At 66.7% G+C, this 15,652-nt stretch carries 15 protein-coding genes; 7 read left to right on the top strand and 8 right to left on the bottom strand.

What is annotated here, in order from left to right:
- Positions 1 to 170: 170 nt before the first annotated feature.
- A complete protein-coding gene (locus tag GONAM_RS12935; protein WP_006358387.1) occupies positions 171 to 458 on the bottom strand; it encodes an Rdx family protein in 288 nt (95 codons plus the stop codon).
- Between the two features lie 61 nt (positions 459 to 519).
- On the opposite strand from GONAM_RS12935, the gene GONAM_RS12930 reads away from it, so the two are divergent.
- Both GONAM_RS12930 and GONAM_RS12925 read left to right on the top strand, forming a co-directional pair.
- On the top strand, positions 520 to 1,419 hold the full coding sequence (locus GONAM_RS12930; RefSeq protein WP_006867204.1) for a phosphoribosylaminoimidazolesuccinocarboxamide synthase: 900 nt from the start codon (positions 520 to 522) through the stop codon (positions 1,417 to 1,419).
- Positions 1,416 to 3,563 (top strand): S9 family peptidase, encoded by a 2,148-nt coding sequence (locus tag GONAM_RS12925; protein WP_006867203.1) that lies wholly within the window; start codon positions 1,416 to 1,418, stop codon positions 3,561 to 3,563. The genes GONAM_RS12930 and GONAM_RS12925 overlap by 4 nt, the downstream gene beginning before the upstream one ends.
- A 313-nt stretch (positions 3,564 to 3,876) precedes the next feature.
- Here the strand turns inward: GONAM_RS12925 and GONAM_RS12920 are convergent, their stop codons facing one another.
- From GONAM_RS12920 to GONAM_RS12905, 4 genes are all read right to left on the bottom strand, one after another.
- Positions 3,877 to 5,424, bottom strand: coding sequence for a DHA2 family efflux MFS transporter permease subunit (locus GONAM_RS12920; protein ID WP_006867202.1), 1,548 nt, complete (start codon positions 5,422 to 5,424; stop codon positions 3,877 to 3,879).
- 61 nt (positions 5,425 to 5,485) lie between these two features.
- Positions 5,486 to 5,980, bottom strand: coding sequence for a MarR family winged helix-turn-helix transcriptional regulator (locus GONAM_RS12915; protein ID WP_006867201.1), 495 nt, complete (start codon positions 5,978 to 5,980; stop codon positions 5,486 to 5,488).
- 102 nt (positions 5,981 to 6,082) lie between these two features.
- The gene (locus tag GONAM_RS12910) at positions 6,083 to 6,886 is read right to left on the bottom strand and encodes a CoA-transferase subunit beta (protein WP_006867200.1); all 804 of its coding nucleotides are present in this window, start codon (positions 6,884 to 6,886) and stop codon (positions 6,083 to 6,085) included.
- Positions 6,883 to 7,833, bottom strand: a complete 951-nt coding sequence (locus GONAM_RS12905) for a CoA transferase subunit A (RefSeq protein ID WP_006867199.1) — start codon at positions 7,831 to 7,833, stop codon at positions 6,883 to 6,885. Before GONAM_RS12905 ends, GONAM_RS12910 begins: the two co-directional genes overlap by 4 nt.
- Before the next feature lie 29 nt (positions 7,834 to 7,862).
- Between GONAM_RS12905 and GONAM_RS12900 the strand changes: the two genes are divergently transcribed.
- Positions 7,863 to 8,768: a LysR substrate-binding domain-containing protein gene (locus GONAM_RS12900; RefSeq protein WP_006867197.1), complete on the top strand. Its 906-nt coding sequence runs from the start codon at positions 7,863 to 7,865 to the stop codon at positions 8,766 to 8,768.
- Here GONAM_RS12900 and GONAM_RS12895 read toward each other — a convergent pair.
- Positions 8,711 to 10,198: an MFS transporter gene (locus GONAM_RS12895; RefSeq protein ID WP_006867196.1), complete on the bottom strand. Its 1,488-nt coding sequence runs from the start codon at positions 10,196 to 10,198 to the stop codon at positions 8,711 to 8,713. The genes GONAM_RS12900 and GONAM_RS12895 overlap by 58 nt on opposite strands.
- Before the next feature lie 170 nt (positions 10,199 to 10,368).
- On the opposite strand from GONAM_RS12895, the gene GONAM_RS12890 reads away from it, so the two are divergent.
- From GONAM_RS12890 to GONAM_RS12875, 4 genes are all read left to right on the top strand, one after another.
- On the top strand, positions 10,369 to 10,851 hold the full coding sequence (locus tag GONAM_RS12890; RefSeq protein ID WP_006867195.1) for a glutathione peroxidase: 483 nt from the start codon (positions 10,369 to 10,371) through the stop codon (positions 10,849 to 10,851).
- A gap of 68 nt (positions 10,852 to 10,919) precedes the next feature.
- Positions 10,920 to 11,159 carry a phosphoribosylformylglycinamidine synthase subunit PurS gene (gene purS, locus GONAM_RS12885; protein ID WP_005201292.1) on the top strand — a complete coding sequence of 80 codons (240 nt, stop codon included), beginning with the start codon at positions 10,920 to 10,922 and terminating at the stop codon, positions 11,157 to 11,159.
- Positions 11,160 to 11,164: 5 nt separating this feature from the next.
- Positions 11,165 to 11,845 carry a phosphoribosylformylglycinamidine synthase subunit PurQ gene (gene purQ / locus GONAM_RS12880; protein WP_006867194.1) on the top strand — a complete coding sequence of 227 codons (681 nt, stop codon included), beginning with the start codon at positions 11,165 to 11,167 and terminating at the stop codon, positions 11,843 to 11,845.
- Positions 11,846 to 11,855: 10 nt separating this feature from the next.
- A complete protein-coding gene (locus GONAM_RS12875) occupies positions 11,856 to 13,148 on the top strand; it encodes a M18 family aminopeptidase (protein ID WP_006867193.1) in 1,293 nt (430 codons plus the stop codon).
- Between the two features lie 86 nt (positions 13,149 to 13,234).
- On the opposite strand, the gene GONAM_RS12870 is transcribed toward GONAM_RS12875, so the two are convergent.
- Together GONAM_RS12870 and GONAM_RS12865 are read right to left on the bottom strand one after the other, a co-directional pair.
- Positions 13,235 to 14,002, bottom strand: a complete 768-nt coding sequence (locus GONAM_RS12870; protein WP_006867192.1) for a lytic transglycosylase domain-containing protein — start codon at positions 14,000 to 14,002, stop codon at positions 13,235 to 13,237.
- Positions 14,003 to 14,188: 186 nt separating this feature from the next.
- Entirely contained in the window at positions 14,189 to 15,499 is a 1,311-nt protein-coding gene (locus GONAM_RS12865; RefSeq protein WP_006867191.1) for an outer membrane protein assembly factor BamB family protein, read from the bottom strand.
- Positions 15,500 to 15,652 lie beyond the last annotated feature (153 nt).

Genomic DNA, 15,652 nt, shown 5'->3' with positions numbered 1-15,652 from the left:
GATACGGCTCGTCGCAAGCTCCTCGCCTACTCAACCAGCGGATCTCCTGGTTTCGATACGGCTCGTCGCAAGCTCCTCGCCTACTCAACCGGCGGATCTCCGCTAACCGAGCGGACCTCCGCTGGCCGAGTAGCGAGGACCGAGCGCAGCGAGGACCGCGCGTATCGAGGTCACTCCGGCGCCGAGGCGTCCGCGTGGCCGAGCTTCCAGTCGGGGAGCGCGACGTCGCGCACCAGTCGCTTGAGTTCGGGTGCCCCGGGGAACCCGCCGTCGCGTTTGCGTTCCCAGATCTGCGTGCCGTCGACGTCGATGTGGAACACGCCACCGGTCCCGGGGACGAGCGTCACCGAACCGATCTCGGTGCCGAAGGTGTTCAGCAGCTCCGATGCCATCCACGACGCACGCAGCAGCCAGTTGCACTGGGTGCAGTAGGTGATGGTGATGTGGGGTGCGGTCATCGGTCAAGAATGTCAGAGCCTGCTTTCCCGTGCCGCCCGCCGAACCTCTAGGGTCGAGTCCATGCGTCCTGAACTGCAGTCCTACCGGCATCTGGCGTCGGGAAAGGTCCGTGAGATCTACGAGATCGACGCCGACACGCTGCTGTTGGTGGCCTCCGACCGGATCTCGGCCTACGACCACATCCTGAGTCCCGCGATCCCCGACAAGGGACGCATCCTGACGGCGATGAGCTTCTTCTGGTTCGACGAACTCGGCGTCCCCAACCATCTCGCCGGCGGTCCCACCGACGAGCGCATCCCGGGTGAGGTCGTCGGCCGGTCGATGGTGGTGAAGCGCCTGCCGATGGTGCAGGTCGAATGCGTGGCGCGTGGCTACCTGACGGGTTCGGGCCTGCTGGACTACCAGGCGACCGGTGCGGTGTGCGGTGTCGAACTCCCGGCAGGTCTGTCGGAGGCGTCCAAGCTGCCCGAGCCGATCTTCACCCCGGCAACCAAGGCCGAGCAGGGTGAGCATGACGAGAACATCAGCTTCGAGCGCGTCGTCGAGCAGGAGGGTGCCGAGCTCGCCGAGGCGCTGCGGTCGGCGACCCTCGACATCTATGGACGCGGCGCAGCGGTCGCTGCCGACCGGGGAATCATCCTGGCGGACACCAAGTTCGAGTTCGGCCGCGGCCCCGACGGCGAGCTCGTGCTCGCCGACGAGGTCCTGACCCCCGACTCGTCCCGCTACTGGGAGGCCGCAACCTACGAGGCGGGCAAGGTTCAGCCGAGCTTCGACAAGCAGATCGTCCGGAACTGGCTCACCAGTGCCGAATCCGGCTGGGACCGGGCCTCCGATGTCGCGCCGCCGTCACTGCCCGACGACGTCGTCGAGAAGACACGTCAGCGGTACATCGATGCCTACGAATGGATCTCGCGAGAGTCCTTCGCCGACTGGCCCACCGCGGAGGTGTCCTCGTGACCGACGAGCGCAACGCGGCCACACCGCCGGTCGCCAAGAAGGTCCCGAAGGAACGCACCCACCACGGTGACACGTTCGTCGACGACTACGAGTGGTTGCGCGACAAGGACGATCCGGAGGTGACCGCCTACCTCGAGGCGCAGAACGCGTTCACCGAGGCGCACACATGGCACCTGGCGGATCTGCGCAAGCAGATCTTCGACGAGATCAAGAGCCGAACCAAGGAAACCGACATGTCGGTGCCCGTCCGGCGCGGACGCTTCTGGTATTACGCCAGAACACAAGAGGGCAAGCAGTATTCGACGTCCTGCCGGTGCCCGATCGCCGGCGACGACGACTGGACCGCGCCGAAGGTCGACGACGGTGTGCAGTTGCCCGGCGAGGAGATCCTGCTCGACAGCAACGTCGAGGCCGAGGGACACGACTTCTTCAGTCTCGGCGCTCTGACCGTCAGCGACGACGGCAACTGGCTGGCCTACAGCACCGACGTCGTCGGCGACGAGCGATACACGCTGCGCATCAAGGACCTCCGTACCGGTGAGGTCCTCGACGACGTCGTCACCGACACCTCGGGCAGTGCGGTGTGGTCGGCCGACGCCCGCCACGTCTTCTATTCGACGGTCGACGCGGTGTGGCGTCCGGACACGGTGTGGCGCCACGACATCGGTGCGGGCACCGAGGACGTCCAGGTCTTCCACGAACCCGACGAGCGGTTCTGGGTCGGCATGGGCACCACCCGCAGCGACAAATACCTCGTCATCGGTGTCGGCTCCAAGATCACCTCGGAGAGTTACGTTCTCGAAGCCGACAACCCGACGGGTGAGTTCCGCAGCGTCGTACCGCGCGTCGACGGCGTCGAGTACAGCGTCGAACATGCCGTGATCGGCGGAGGCGACTACTTCGTCATCGTGCACAACGAGGTCGTCGACGGTGAGAAGGCGGAGAACTTCGCCATCGACATCGCGCCGGTGGACGACCCGTCGGACCGGCGTCCGCTGATCGCGCACGATCCGGCCCGCCGCATCGAGGATCTCGATGCCTTCGCCGACTACCTGGTGCTGTCCTACCGGCGAGAGGCGTTGCCGCGCCTGGCCATCGCCGACCTGCGTCAGATCGACGGCATCCCGGTCGAATCCGACTTCCACGAGGTCGAATTCGATCAGGAGCTGAGCACGGCCGGGCTCGGCGGCAACCCCGAATGGTGGTCGCCGAAGCTGCGCATCGGTTACGGCAGCTTCATCGAACCCGCGGAGTTGTTCGAACTCGACGTCGCCACCGGTGAACGCACCCTGCTGAAGCGGCAGCCGGTGCTCGGCGGTTACGACCCGTCGGACTACGTCCAGTCCCGTGAATGGGCGGTGGCCGACGACGGCACCCGGATCCCGCTGTCGGTGGTGCGCCGCAGGGAGACCGACGCCGCGAAGCCGGCCCCGCTGCTGCTGTACGGGTACGGCTCGTACGAGGCCAGCATCGATCCCTACTTCTCGGTGTCCCGGCTGTCCATGCTCGATCGCGGCATGGTCTTCGTCCTCGCCCACATCCGCGGCGGCGGCGAGATGGGTCGCTACTGGTACGAGAACGGCAAGGAACTCAGCAAGAAGAACACCTTCACCGACTTCGTCGCGGCCGGACGCCATCTCGTCGAGACGGGATGGACGACGCCGCAGCAGATGGTCGCCGAGGGCGGCTCGGCCGGCGGACTCCTGATGGGTGCGGTGGCCAACCTCGCGCCGGAACTGTTCAACGGCATCCTGGCGTCGGTGCCGTTCGTCGACGCACTGAACTCGATCCTCGATCCGTCGCTGCCGCTGACGGTCATCGAGTGGGACGAGTGGGGCGACCCGCTGCACGACCCGAAGGTCTACGAGTACATGAAGACCTACACGCCGTACGAGAACGTCGACGCGAAGCCGTATCCGCCGATCCTCGCGTTGACCTCGCTCAACGACACCCGGGTGCTGTACACCGAGGCGGCGAAATGGGTTGCGCGGCTCCAGGAGAAGTCGACCTCGGGCAACCCGATCCTGCTGAAGACGGAGATGACGGCCGGCCACGGCGGCGTCAGCGGACGCTACAAGCAGTGGGAGGAAGTCGCTTTCGAGATCGCCTGGATTCTGCAGCAGTCCGGCGCGTTGGAGAACTGACCTCGATACGGTCCTCGCCTAGCGGCTCAGACCTACTCGGCCGGCGGTTCTTCGCTGGTTGAGTCCTTGCCTAGCGGCTCAGACCTACTCGGCTGGCGGTTCTTCGCTGGTTGAGTCCTTGCCTAGCGGCTCAGACCTACTCGGCTGGCGGTTCTTCGCTGGTTGAGTCCTTGCCTAGCGGCTCAGACCTACTCGGCCGGCAGTTCTTCGCTGGTTGAGTAGGTGACGAGCGCAGCGAGGAACCGTATCGAAACCAAAGAGCCCCACCACCCTCGCGGGCGGTGGGGCTCTTTGCGGTTTCGAGCCGGGTCGATCAGTGCATCATGATCGGGCCGCGCTCCATGTCCTCTTCGACGAGAGGCGAGGCGATCTTCTTGCGCGGCAGGAAGAACGCCGGGATCACGGTGAGGCAGATCAGCACGACCGAGACCACGAAGGTGTTGGAGAACACGTCGGCGGCGGTCTCGAAGAACGATTCCGGCAACGGGTTCGGGACACCCGGGGGCAGCGGCTTGTCGGAGGTGTTCGCCATGATCGCGAGACCGGCCTCCGGCTTGCTCGCCAGGCTGCTGGCCAGGATCACCGAGATGACCGCGGTGCCGATCGAGGTGGCCGCCTGCTGGATGGCGTTCATCAGCGTCGAGCCGTCCGGCACCTGGGGGTTGCTCAGGGTGGCGAGGGCAGCGGACATGATCGGCATCATCGTCATGCCCATACCGAGGCCCTGGACGAACAGCGAGCCGCAGATCAGCCAGTACGAGGTGTCCGCACCGAGCATCGTGAACGTCGACAGGCCGATCAGGATCAGCACGATGCCGCCGAGCACGAACTTGCCGGGACCCATCTTGTCGGTGAGCTTGCCGGCGATCGGCATGGTCAGCATCGCGCCCAGGCCCTGCGGGGCGAGCAGCAGGCCGGCGGTCAGCGTGGACTCGCCGCGGACGCCGATGAAGTACTGCGGGAACAGCAGTGCCGCACCGAAGAACGCGATCATGAACAGCACCATCGTGGCCACCGCGATGCTCAGCGTCTTGTTCTTGAACAGGCGCAGGTCGAGCAGCGGCTTCTTGGCGCGCAGCGCATGGAAGATGAACGCGGCGATGAGGAGCGCACCGATGATCGTCGGGATCAGCACCGATCCGGTGACGAAGGTGCGGTGTTCGGCGCTCGACGAGATACCGAACAGGAACAGCGCGAGACCCGGCGACAGCAGCAGGAGGCCGACGACGTCGATGGACGACTTCTTGGTCTCGGCGTCGTCACGCAGGACGATCCACGCGTAGATGAAGGCGATGATGCCGATCGGGACGTTGATCAGGAAGATCCAGTGCCAGCTGAGCTGCTCGATGAGCACGCCGCCGAGGATCGGACCCGAGATCGGGCCGAGGAGCATCGGGATACCGAGGACGGCCATGACCGAACCGACGCGTTCGGGACCGGCCGCCTTGGTCAGCATCATCATGCCGATCGGCATCAGCAGACCGCCGCCGAGGCCCTGGACCACGCGGAACGCGACCAGCATGCCGATGTTCGGTGCGAAGGCGCAGAGAATCGACCCGAGCGTGAACAGGACCAGCGAGGTCAGGTAGACCCGCTTGGTGCCGAAGCGCGACGCGGCCCAGCTGGCCAGCGGGATCACCGCGGCGAGGGCGAGGGTGTAACCGGTCGCGGTCCACGCGGCACCCGCGGCGTCGGTGTTGAACTCCTGCTGGAAGGTGTTCTGGGCGACGCCGACCACGGTGACGTCGAGGATCGACATGATCGCGCCGAGCACGACCACACCGGCGACCAGGAGGACGTTCTTGTCCAGCTTGGTGTCTGGTGGACCTTCGTGGAGATGGCCTCCGGTGGAGGGTGTCATGCGGTGTTTTTCCTATCGGTCGAAAAGCGACTGAGAAGTAGGTGTCGGTAGATGTTCGCGGTCAACGGGTGACCAGATTGCAGAAATGGTCGACGGCGTCGTCGACGATGGGTTGCAGCGCCGAACACAGGTTGTCCCGGAGTTCGGCGGGGAGGCCGGCCACGAACCGTCGTACGGTGTCGTGCTGCAGTGCCAGGTGCGTCTCGAGGTAGCGCATGCCGTCCTCGGTGAGCGAGACGCGCTTGATACGACGGTCCGTCGAGTCCTCACGCCGGTCGGCGAGACCGAGGCTGACCAGTTTGTCGACCGTCCGGCCCGCGGCCGCGAGGGACAGCTGGACCTGGTCGGCGATGGCGTTGACCGGCATCGGCCCGTCGTGGCTGCCCAGCGCGCAGAGCACCCGGAGCTGCGAGAAGGTGACCTCGGTGGCGGCGAGACTCTCCATGGTCTCGGGGCGCCCGATCTCGATGAGACGGTCGAGGAACGCGACGAGGGCCGCCGAAGCGGACTCGATCGACTTGTCGGCGCTCGATGCGCACGGGGTTTCCTCAGACACCCGGAAATAGTAACTCCGGCGCAACTATTGCAAAATCGCAATAGGCGTGAGATCGCACATATTGTGCGCGATGCTGTGACCCCTGTCTCAGGGGCGAGTGGATCAGCGCAGGTACAGGCGCACCCGGTCGATCTCCTCGCGGAGCAGCCGGACCTCTTCCGCCGACGGCTCTGGGGTCACCGTCACCTCGTCGGCGACCTTCAGGTCCCACCCCGTCGCCGCGACCGCCTCGTCGACGGAGACGCCGGCGTGCACGCTGGTGAGTTCGAGTTCGCCGAAGCGATCCGGCCGGGACAGGACGCCCAGCGGGGTGAACACGTGGCTGACGCCGTGCCCCCGGGGCTGGATGCCGCGACCGGCGGCACGGGCGCGGACCGGGCTGGGGGATGTGCAGAAGTCCAGTTCGGCGGGAAACGACTCGTGGTCGTGGCGGCGCATGATGACGAAGACCTCGTCGGCGTTCGCCATGATCTCGCCCGCGCCACCGGCACCGGGCAGGCGCACCTTCGGCTTGCGCCAGTCACCGATGACGCTCGTATTGAGGCTGCCGTGCCGGTCTATCTGAGCGGCGCCGAGGAACCCCACGTCGACATTGCCGCCCTGCAGGACGTATCCGAACAACGCCGCCATCGGGAGCACCGACTCGGCGCCGGAGACGAGGACGGAGTCGGCGATGCCCTCGGCCATCGCGGTCGGGTGTGCGCCGCAGACCCCCGACTCGTAGACGAGTTCGACGGACGGGTTGTACACCCGCAGCGCGAGATCCACTGCGAGCGTGGGGAGTCCGACGCCGGCGAAGACACGGCGCTTACCGGCGAGTTGCCGCGCGGCGACGGAGACGATGGTCTCCGTCGTCGACGCGGTCGCGAGCGGTTCGTTGACGTCGCGAAGATCCTGAATGGTCACAGTCTGCTCCCGTAGTCGACGGTGCCCGACGGGCGGGAACCGACTTCGATGGTGGCCCAGTGGTCCTCACCGAGTTTGGCCAGATACTCCTCGTGGTCGCGCGTGCCGCGAACCCATTCGTCGATCCAGGTCTGCAGTGCGGCTGGGTCTTTCGAAATGGGCGTCCAGTCGCGATAGAAGGCGCAGTCGCGGTCGTAGTAGCCCTGCGCGTAGGAGGGGTGCGCGCCGCGCGGGCACAACACGATGGCGTCCACGGCGTGTGCGGGCAGCAGGGTGCGGTTGGGGTCGGACCGGACCACCTCGTCGTCGACGATCTCCTCGACGAGCACGATGGCGGTGCGCGCCGCGTAGACCGCTTCCTGCTGGATGCCGGTGATGCCCCACACCTGGACGTTCCCGGCCCGGTCGGCGCGCTGCGCGTGGATGATCGTGACATCGGGATTGAGCGGCGGCACCACATAGACCGAGTCGCCGGTGTACGGATCGGTGGTGAGCCGGATACGCGGATTCAGTTCGGGCAGATCGCTTCCCGCGTAGGAGCGCAGCGGGAAGAACGGCAGTCCCGCCGCTCCTGCCTGGTAGCGGCAGACCATTCCGTAGTGACTGTATTCCTCCACTTCGAGGGGTTCCGGATCGTGGTTCTCGATTCGGCGGCGCAGTTCGTGGAGCGATCCGGCCGAGCCGCTGGCGAAGAAGGAGGCCACCAGTTTCGACACACAGCCGGCGGCGACCAGCTGGTCGGACACGATGTCGGGGGTCATCCGGCACAGGGTGAGGTCGCGGCGGCCCTGGCGGATGATCTCGTGCGCCGCGGCGAAGGGGATCAGATGGGAGAAGCCCTCGAGGGCGATCGTCATGCCGTCATGCACGTGCGTCGCGATGGCCTCGCTCAGCGAGGTGACCTTCTCGGTGGCAGGGATCGTCGCAGTGGGGGCCGTCGTTGTCACCGGTGGGCCTTTCGTATCAGGATGGGGTCGTGGAGATCGCGCAGCTGAGGGCTTTCCTCGCGGTGGCCGAGGAGTTGCACTTCGGCCGGGCCGCGCAGCGGCTGCACTTCGCGCAACCCCATCTGAGCCGCACGATCCAGCAGCTGGAGAAGGATCTGGGAGCCGAGCTGTTCGTGCGTACGACCCGCAGCGTGCACCTCACCGCGGCCGGGGTGGCGCTCGTCGAGCCCGCTCGCGCGGTGCTCGACTCCTGCCGACTCGCCGAACTCGCGGTCGGCACCGCCGGCCGCGGACACACCGGCCGGGTGCGGCTGGGATTCGCCGGTTCGTCCTCGCACGTCCTGGTAGGCAGGTTCGCGAAGCTGGTCCGACGCACCCATCCGGGGATCGAGTTCGAGCTCGACAGCACCACCTATGCCAGCGAGGCGCTCGCGAAACTGCGCGACGGCAGTGTCGATCTGGTGCTCGCGCGCTGGCTCTATCCGCCGCCCGGCATCGCGACGCGCATCGTCCTGGAGGAGGACATCGTGTGCGCGCTGCCGCTGGAACACCGGTTGGCCGACTGGCCGGTCCTGCGGATCGAAGAACTGGCAGACGATCCCTGGGTCGCACTGCCGGCCGAACCCGGGTCCACGCTGCGCGACTACCTGCACCGACTCGCCCACGACGCCGGTTTCGCACCGCGGATCGTGCAGAGCGCCCCGGACTCGGTCTCGGTGTTCGCCCTGGTCGCCGCGGAGGTCGGATGCGCGCTCACCCTGACCAACGTGGCTCGCAACATCTCCAACCCGGAGGTGGTGGTCCGGCCGATCGAACCGCGACCGGACCCCCTCCAGTTGCGTCTCGCATGGCGCGCCGACACCCACGACCCTGCGGTTCACGAGGTGCTGCGCTTGTCGGAGGAGGCGCTACCCACTCCGGCTGGCGTCGACTGACCGACGGTCGACCCCACCGGGGCCGGCGGCACGTCGAACTCGGAGGTGCTCGGCCGTACCGCGACGGCGACCGTTGCGTCGACGTGGATTCCGGGGCCGAGGTCGTTCTCGTCGCTGCGTTCGGCGACCGACAGTTCGCCCGCGGTGTACCCGGTGCGCTTGAGGAGTGCGAGCGTGCAGGACAGGGAGACCACCGCGTAGATGCCGCCGGTGATCGCCACCCAGGTGATCCCGCCGGTGGAGTTGAGAATCCATTGCGCCAGAACAGGTGTGCCACCACCGACGACCAGTGAGCACAGCTGATAGGCGAGGGACAGTCCGGTGTAGCGGATGTTGGCGGGGAAGGCCCGGGCCAGGAGGCCGGCGATCGCGCCGTAGAACATCGAGTGCGGGATCGTGGCGAGGCACATGCCCAGTGTCGCGATCGCGTAGTTGCGGGTCTCGATGGCGAAGAACATGGCCGGCATGAGGATGAACTCGGGGATTACCATGAGGGCGACGGCTTTTCGCATGTCCATCTTCGACACCAGCACCGCGCCGAACGGCTGCACGACGAACTGGACGACCAGGGCGATCGCGATCATCGCCAGGAACGAGCCGCGGGAGTAGCCGAGATCGCTGGTGGCCCAGGACAGCGCGAACGTGTTCTTGAAGTAGGTGACCTGGACCAGAGGCAGTGCGCCGGCACCCAGCAGCACCAGCACCCAGTGCTTGCGCAGGACCTCGGCGATCGGGAGCTTGACCGTCTTGTCCTGCTCGATGACCGCCTTCATCGAGTTCGACTCTTCGAGACGCAGGCGGATGAACAGTCCGAGCCCGATGAGGACGACAGAGGCGAGGAACGGGATGCGCCAAGCCCACGACATGAACGCGGGTGTGGGAACCGCGGAGAGTGCGAAGAACGCGAGTGTGGCGAGAAGGTTGCCGGTCGGTGAACCCTGTTGCGCGAAGGCCGAATACAGGATGCCCTTGCCCTTGGGCGCGTTCTCGCTGGCGACGAGGACAGCCCCGCCCCACTCACCACCCACCGCGACGCCCTGGATGACGCGGAGGACCACGAGAAGGATCGGGGCGAGGACGCCGACCTGGGCGTAGGTGGGCAACAGGCCGATGCCGAGGGTCGCGATGCCCATCAGGACGAGCGTGATGATGAGGGTCCGCTTGCGACCGATGCGGTCGCCGAGGTGACCGAACAGGATTCCACCGAGGGGTCGGGCGAGGAATCCTGCCCACAGCGTCACGAAAGCGAGGAGCGATCCGACGCCAGGCGCGAGGTCCTCGGGGAAGAACACGTCGCCGAACACCAGCGCTGCGGCGGTGCCGTAGATGTAGAAGTCGTACCACTCGATCGTCGTGCCGATGTACGACGCGATGCCGGCGCGACGCGCCTTGCGCTGGATCGCCTTGGCCTCGAAGTCTGTCTGTGTCATGTCCCGCCTTGGTCGCCGCATGTGATCTGGGTCTCGACGTGACACTGCCAGCGCCCACCGTTGCCGTCCAATGCCGAATCCGGGTGGGATTACATGCCTGATCGCATCAATCGCGGTGACCTGGGTGTGCAGCCGGTCACAGCCGTTCGGCGACCGGTTAATCTCTCCCCATGGGCAACATCAAGGACATCCCGGTCACCTCTCTCGACGGCTCCGACGTCTCGCTGAAGGACTTCGGCGGACCGCTGCTGATCGTCAACGTAGCCAGCAAGTGCGGTCTCACCCCGCAGTACGAGGGTCTCGAGCAGCTCGCGAAGACCTACGGCGACAAGGGCCTGACCGTCGTGGGCGTGCCGTGCAACCAGTTCATGGGCCAGGAGCCGGGCACCGCCGAGGAGATCGCGACCTTCTGCTCGACCACCTACGGCGTCACCTTCCCGCTGCTGGAGAAGACCGATGTCAACGGCGACGCCCGCCATCCGCTGTACGCCGAGCTGACCCAGGCCGCCGATGCCGACGGCGAGGCCGGCGACATCCAGTGGAACTTCGAGAAGTTCCTCGTGAACGCCGACGGTGAGGTCGTCAACCGTTTCCGTCCGCGTACCGAGCCGACCGATCCGACCGTCGTCGCCGCAATCGAATCCGTGCTCTGAGTCGATTTGGGGGCACCCGGTAAGCTGACCAGGCGAGAACTGATCAGTAGAGATTGAGGAGCGGTGCCATGGCGCGAGTGGTGGTCGACGTGATGCCCAAAGCCGAGATTCTCGACCCACAGGGGCAGGCCATCGTCGGCGCACTGGGTCGGCTCGGATTCACCGGGATCGGCGACGTCCGTCAGGGCAAGCGCTTCGAGCTCGAGGTCGACGACACCGTCGACGACGTGACCCTGGAGCGGATCGCCGAAGAGTTGTTGACCAACACGGTGATCGAGAACTTCAACGTCTCCCGGGTCTCGGAGTAGGTGACATGACAGCTCGCATCGGTGTCATCACCTTCCCGGGCACCCTCGACGACGTCGACGCCGCCCGTGCGGTCCGGCTCGCCGGTGCCGAACCCGTCGCGCTGTGGCATGGCGACGCCGACCTGAAGAATGTCGACACGGTCATCGTGCCGGGCGGCTTCTCCTACGGCGACTACCTCCGTGCCGGCGCCATCGCGCGCTTCGCGCCGGTGATGGGCTCGGTCGTCGAGGCGGCCGGCAAGGGCATGCCGGTCCTGGGGATCTGCAACGGATTCCAGGTCCTGTGCGAGGCCGGCCTGTTGCCGGGTGCGTTGACCCGCAACGAGGGTCTGCACTTCATCTGCCGCGACGAGTGGCTACGTGTCGAGAACAACACGACCGCTTGGACGACGCGTTTCGAGCGCGGTGCGGAGATCCTGATCCCGCTGAAGTCCGGCGAGGGTCGCTACGTGGCATCGGAGCGCAAGCTCGAGGAGCTGCAGGGTGAGGGTCAGATCGTCTTCACCTACCCGGAGCGCAATCCCAACGGTTCGGCACTCGACATCGCCGGCATCTCCAGCCCCAACGGCCGGATCGTCGGCCTCATGCCGCATCCCGAGCACGCGACCGAGGCCCTGACCGGCCCCAGCGACGACGGGCTCGGCCTGTTCTACTCGGTGATCGACTCGGTCCTCGCCTCGGTCTGAGTGCCCCCGGATGAGCGACGCATCGCCGAAGATCCCGACGAGTGCATCGGCGGCCGGCCTCGGTGAGTTCATCGACGCCTCGCCGTCGCCGTTCCACGTCTGCGCCACGGTCGCCCGTGAGCTCGAGAACGCGGGATACACAAGGCTTTACGAAGAGCAGGCGTGGCCGGCCACGGTCAGTGCGGCGTCGTCGAAGTCGTATGTGATCCGCGGTGGCTCGATCATCGCCTGGGAGACCGGCGACGGTCCGGCCTTCCGCATCGTCGGCGGCCACACCGACAGCCCCAACCTGCGGGTGAAGCAACATCCCGACCGCACGTCGGCCGGGGTGGCGATGATCGCGCTCGAACCGTACGGCGGCGCCTGGCTCAACTCCTGGCTCGACCGCGATCTCGGTCTGTCCGGTCGCCTCGCCTACCGGGCGGGGGATCGGGTGGCGCACACGCTCGTCCACGTGACCGAGGCGGTGGTGCGGGTGCCGCAGCTGGCGATCCACCTGTCCGAGAACCGCAAGGGCGTCTCTCCCGATCCGCAGCGACACGTCAACGGTCTCTGGGGTCTCGACGATGCCGCCCCGGACGTTCTCGGTTGGGTCGCGGAGTATGCGGGCATCGACCCGGACACCTTGCTGGGCTGGGAACTGATGACCCACGACGTCGCGCCGTCGGCGGTGATCGGTGCGGCCGAGAACCTGCTCAGCGCACCACGTCTGGACAACCAGGGCACCTGTTACGCGGGGCTCCGGGCGCTGCTCGACGGCTCGTCGTCGGCGCACACGCGGGTGCTGGCCCTTTTCGACCACGAAGAGGTCGGCAGCGGCTCAGAGCGTGGTGCCGCGTCGGACTTCCTGGCCTCGATCTGCGAGCGGATCGTGCTGGCGCGCGGCGGTTCCCGTTCCGACTACCTGCAGGCGATGGCCGCGAGCGTGTGCCTCTCCGGCGACATGGCCCACGCGACGCACCCGAATCATCCGGAACGGCATGAGCCCGGCCATCACATCTCGATCGGCGGCGGACCGGTGCTCAAGGTGAACCAGAATCTGCGCTACGCCTCGGATGCATTGGGAGAGGCCATCTTTGCGATGGCCTGCGATGACGCCGGCGTGCCGATGCAGCGTTATGTCCATCGTGCGGATCTGCCCTGCGGTTCGACGATCGGACCGATCACCGCGACCCGCACGGGCCTCACGACGATCGACGTCGGCGCTTCGCAGCTCGCGATGCATTCCGCGCGCGAGCTGATGGGTGCCGCCGACGTGCCGATGTATTCGGCTGCGCTGCAGGCCTTTCTGGCCCAGAATTGATCACACCGAACTGATCAGAACGACATCGACCCGGACGGCGGCCTGAGTCAGGCGCCGGCCGGGTCGATGACCGTTTCCGGAGAAGATCAGTAGGAGCGGGCGAACCCGAGAACGTTGTTCACGTACTCCATGGAGTTGTTGTAGCGCAGGATCGCGGTCGTCAACGACGCCGGGTTGCGCAGGTCCAGACCCTCGTCGCACAGGTAGCGACCGGTGGTCAGCGCGGCGTCGAAGATGTTCTGCGGGTCCGACTTTCCGTCACCGTTGCCGTCTGCGGCGTAGGCCTTCCAGGTGGACGGCAGGAACTGCATGGGGCCGACTGCGCGGTCGTAGGTCGCGTCGCCGTCCAGCTCGCCGCCGTCGGTGTCGCTGATGACCTCGTTGCCGCCGAGCGAACCGTCGAGGACGGGGCCGAAGATCGCACTGCGCAGCACGCCGTCGGGATTGACGTTGCCCTGGTCGGCGTGGTGGGACTCGACCTTGCCGATGCCGGCGATGACCTTCCAGTCGATGCCGCAGCGCGGGGTGGTGTCGGCGAGGGTGCCCGCAGCCTTCTTGTACGCGTCGTAGTTGGTCTCGGGGACCGCGCCGGAGGTGACGCTCGCCGGGCGGATGACCGGGGCGGGTGCCGGCGTCGGGGCCGGGGCAACCGGGTGCGCCTTCGCGGCGGGGGTGAACGCGGGGGCCGCGGTGGCCGTCACCCCCGTGGAGAGGCTGGTGGGCTCCGGGGCGGCTGTCGGGTGCGACAGCTCGGCTCCTGCGGTGGCCGCGCCCGCCAGGACTCCGACGGGGAGGAGGGCCGTGGCCCACAGCGGTGTGCGTGTTTTCTTCCGTGGCTTGGAATGCTTACCCAAAACTTACTGACCTCACGTGTACTGCTCGTGGTTCGTGCTTTCGGAACCGAGCCGACCGTACACGCGGTCGTGAGCAAAGCGTTATCTTCCCGTGACCATCCCTGGTATGGACAGGAGGTCAGGTTTGTGTCTGTGCAGGTCGCCGAGGGGACACGGGTGTGGATGTGAAACGGCCCACATCCGAGGTCAGTTCGGCCGCAAAACGGACATCGTGGAGCCCTCGCTCAGCACGATGTAGCCCTCGACCACCTTGATCAAGCCGGGCGAACCGACGCCCTGTTCCCAGGCCACGCCGTTCTCCGGGGTCAGGGCCGTCAGCTGGCCCTGATTCGACAGGATCATGGTGGTGCCCGTAGAGCCGATGCAGGAGGGATTGGCCAGGATGGGTTGTTCCGGGCCGGGTGGCGGGCCGCTGCCGATGTGCTTGCCGTCGGCGAGCGCGTACGTCGTTCGCGACCCGTCGAGACGTCCGAAATTGACCAGTGAGCCACAGGCGATGGCGCCCGACTTCGAGAGCTCCCGGTCGCTGATTCGCCAGAGCGCGCCCCGACGAGCCGGATCGCGTACCTCGTAGGTGCCGCGGTCGGCCAAGATGCGGTTGGAGGCGGTCAGCAGTGGCAGCTTCGACGGTCCCGACTCCACCTGCAGCCCCTCCGAGTCGTCGACGGGATCGGGGTCGACGCGTCCGTTGACCGTGGCGTAGGTGGTCACGCGCTCGGCGTTGTAATCCTGGTGCTCGACGGCCACGCCCGTCGGGTAGAGGGCGATGTTGCACTGGTCGCAGGCGATGCGGTTGTCGCCATTCGTCGGGTTGACCAGGAACTGGCTGGCGTCGGCGGTCTTGACGACGACGATGTCGCCGGTGACCTCGAGATCGACGACCGGTGCTGCGAAGGTACGCGCCCAGAGGGTCTTCCCGCCCGGCGTGTTCAACGACAGCTGGTGACCGACCCGGTTGACCCGCAGGAAGTTGTTGCCGAGTCCCACTACCTTCTTGGTGTCGAGGTACTCGGCCGTCTGCGTCGGCACCCCGGCGTCGTCGACGAGATAGAAGCCGTCGTCGAGAGGAGTGCCGAGCTGAACCGCACAACCGACCTGTCCGGCCTCGTTGAAGGCGCAGTCGCCCTGGCCGGCGTTGACGGGGGAGTCCCAGAGGAGCCGGCCGTTGCGGCGGTCGACCATCGTGAACGAGCGGCCCAGGCCGGACGGGTAGGCGATCAGCCAGCCCTCGTCGGAGGTGTCGACGACCTGGATGGTGACCTCGTCGCGATAATCGGGGAGATCCTCGTGGCCGACGATGGTCCAGGCGATGGACGGCGCACGGTGGTAATCGCGCAGTTCCCCGTAGGCGTACTCGGCGTTGTCCACCTGGTACTTCCCGCCGGAGAGCACCACTCCGACGGTCACGAGCATTGCTGCGCAGAGGATCAGTACGACCGTCCCGATACCGAACGGCAGGCGCGCGGAGAGCGCCCGGGCGCGGGAGCGTGAGGACATGGGTAAGAGTGAACCATGGGCGTTTCGGCGTCCCGCGAGGTGCACTGTTCTATAGGGGCCTACTGCAGGTCTATAGGGGCCTTCTGCAGGCGGTGCGGGTGACTCCAACGGTCGTGACCATAGGACTCGGTGCCGATAGTGCTCGTGAGCTGA

The sequence above is a fragment of the Gordonia namibiensis NBRC 108229 genome, from assembly GCF_000298235.1.
In the GTDB taxonomy this organism is placed as follows: domain Bacteria; phylum Actinomycetota; class Actinomycetes; order Mycobacteriales; family Mycobacteriaceae; genus Gordonia; species Gordonia namibiensis.
This window is presented reverse-complemented; position numbering and strand designations above follow the sequence as displayed.

Bases quoted from the DNA above. Each gene is read 5' to 3' on its own strand.
- GONAM_RS12935 (WP_006358387.1), bottom strand. From the start codon at position 458: ATGACCGCACCCCACATCACCATCACCTACTGCACCCAGTGCAACTGG.
- GONAM_RS12930 (WP_006867204.1), top strand. From the start codon at position 520: ATGCGTCCTGAACTGCAGTCCTACCGGCATCTGGCGTCGGGAAAGGTC.
- GONAM_RS12920 (WP_006867202.1), bottom strand. From the start codon at position 5,424: ATGACACCCTCCACCGGAGGCCATCTCCACGAAGGTCCACCAGACACC.
- GONAM_RS12895 (WP_006867196.1), bottom strand. From the start codon at position 10,198: ATGACACAGACAGACTTCGAGGCCAAGGCGATCCAGCGCAAGGCGCGT.
- GONAM_RS12890 (WP_006867195.1), top strand. From the start codon at position 10,369: ATGGGCAACATCAAGGACATCCCGGTCACCTCTCTCGACGGCTCCGAC.
- purS (WP_005201292.1), top strand. From the start codon at position 10,920: ATGGCGCGAGTGGTGGTCGACGTGATGCCCAAAGCCGAGATTCTCGAC.
- purQ (WP_006867194.1), top strand. From the start codon at position 11,165: ATGACAGCTCGCATCGGTGTCATCACCTTCCCGGGCACCCTCGACGAC.
- GONAM_RS12875 (WP_006867193.1), top strand. From the start codon at position 11,856: ATGAGCGACGCATCGCCGAAGATCCCGACGAGTGCATCGGCGGCCGGC.
- GONAM_RS12865 (WP_006867191.1), bottom strand. From the start codon at position 15,499: ATGTCCTCACGCTCCCGCGCCCGGGCGCTCTCCGCGCGCCTGCCGTTC.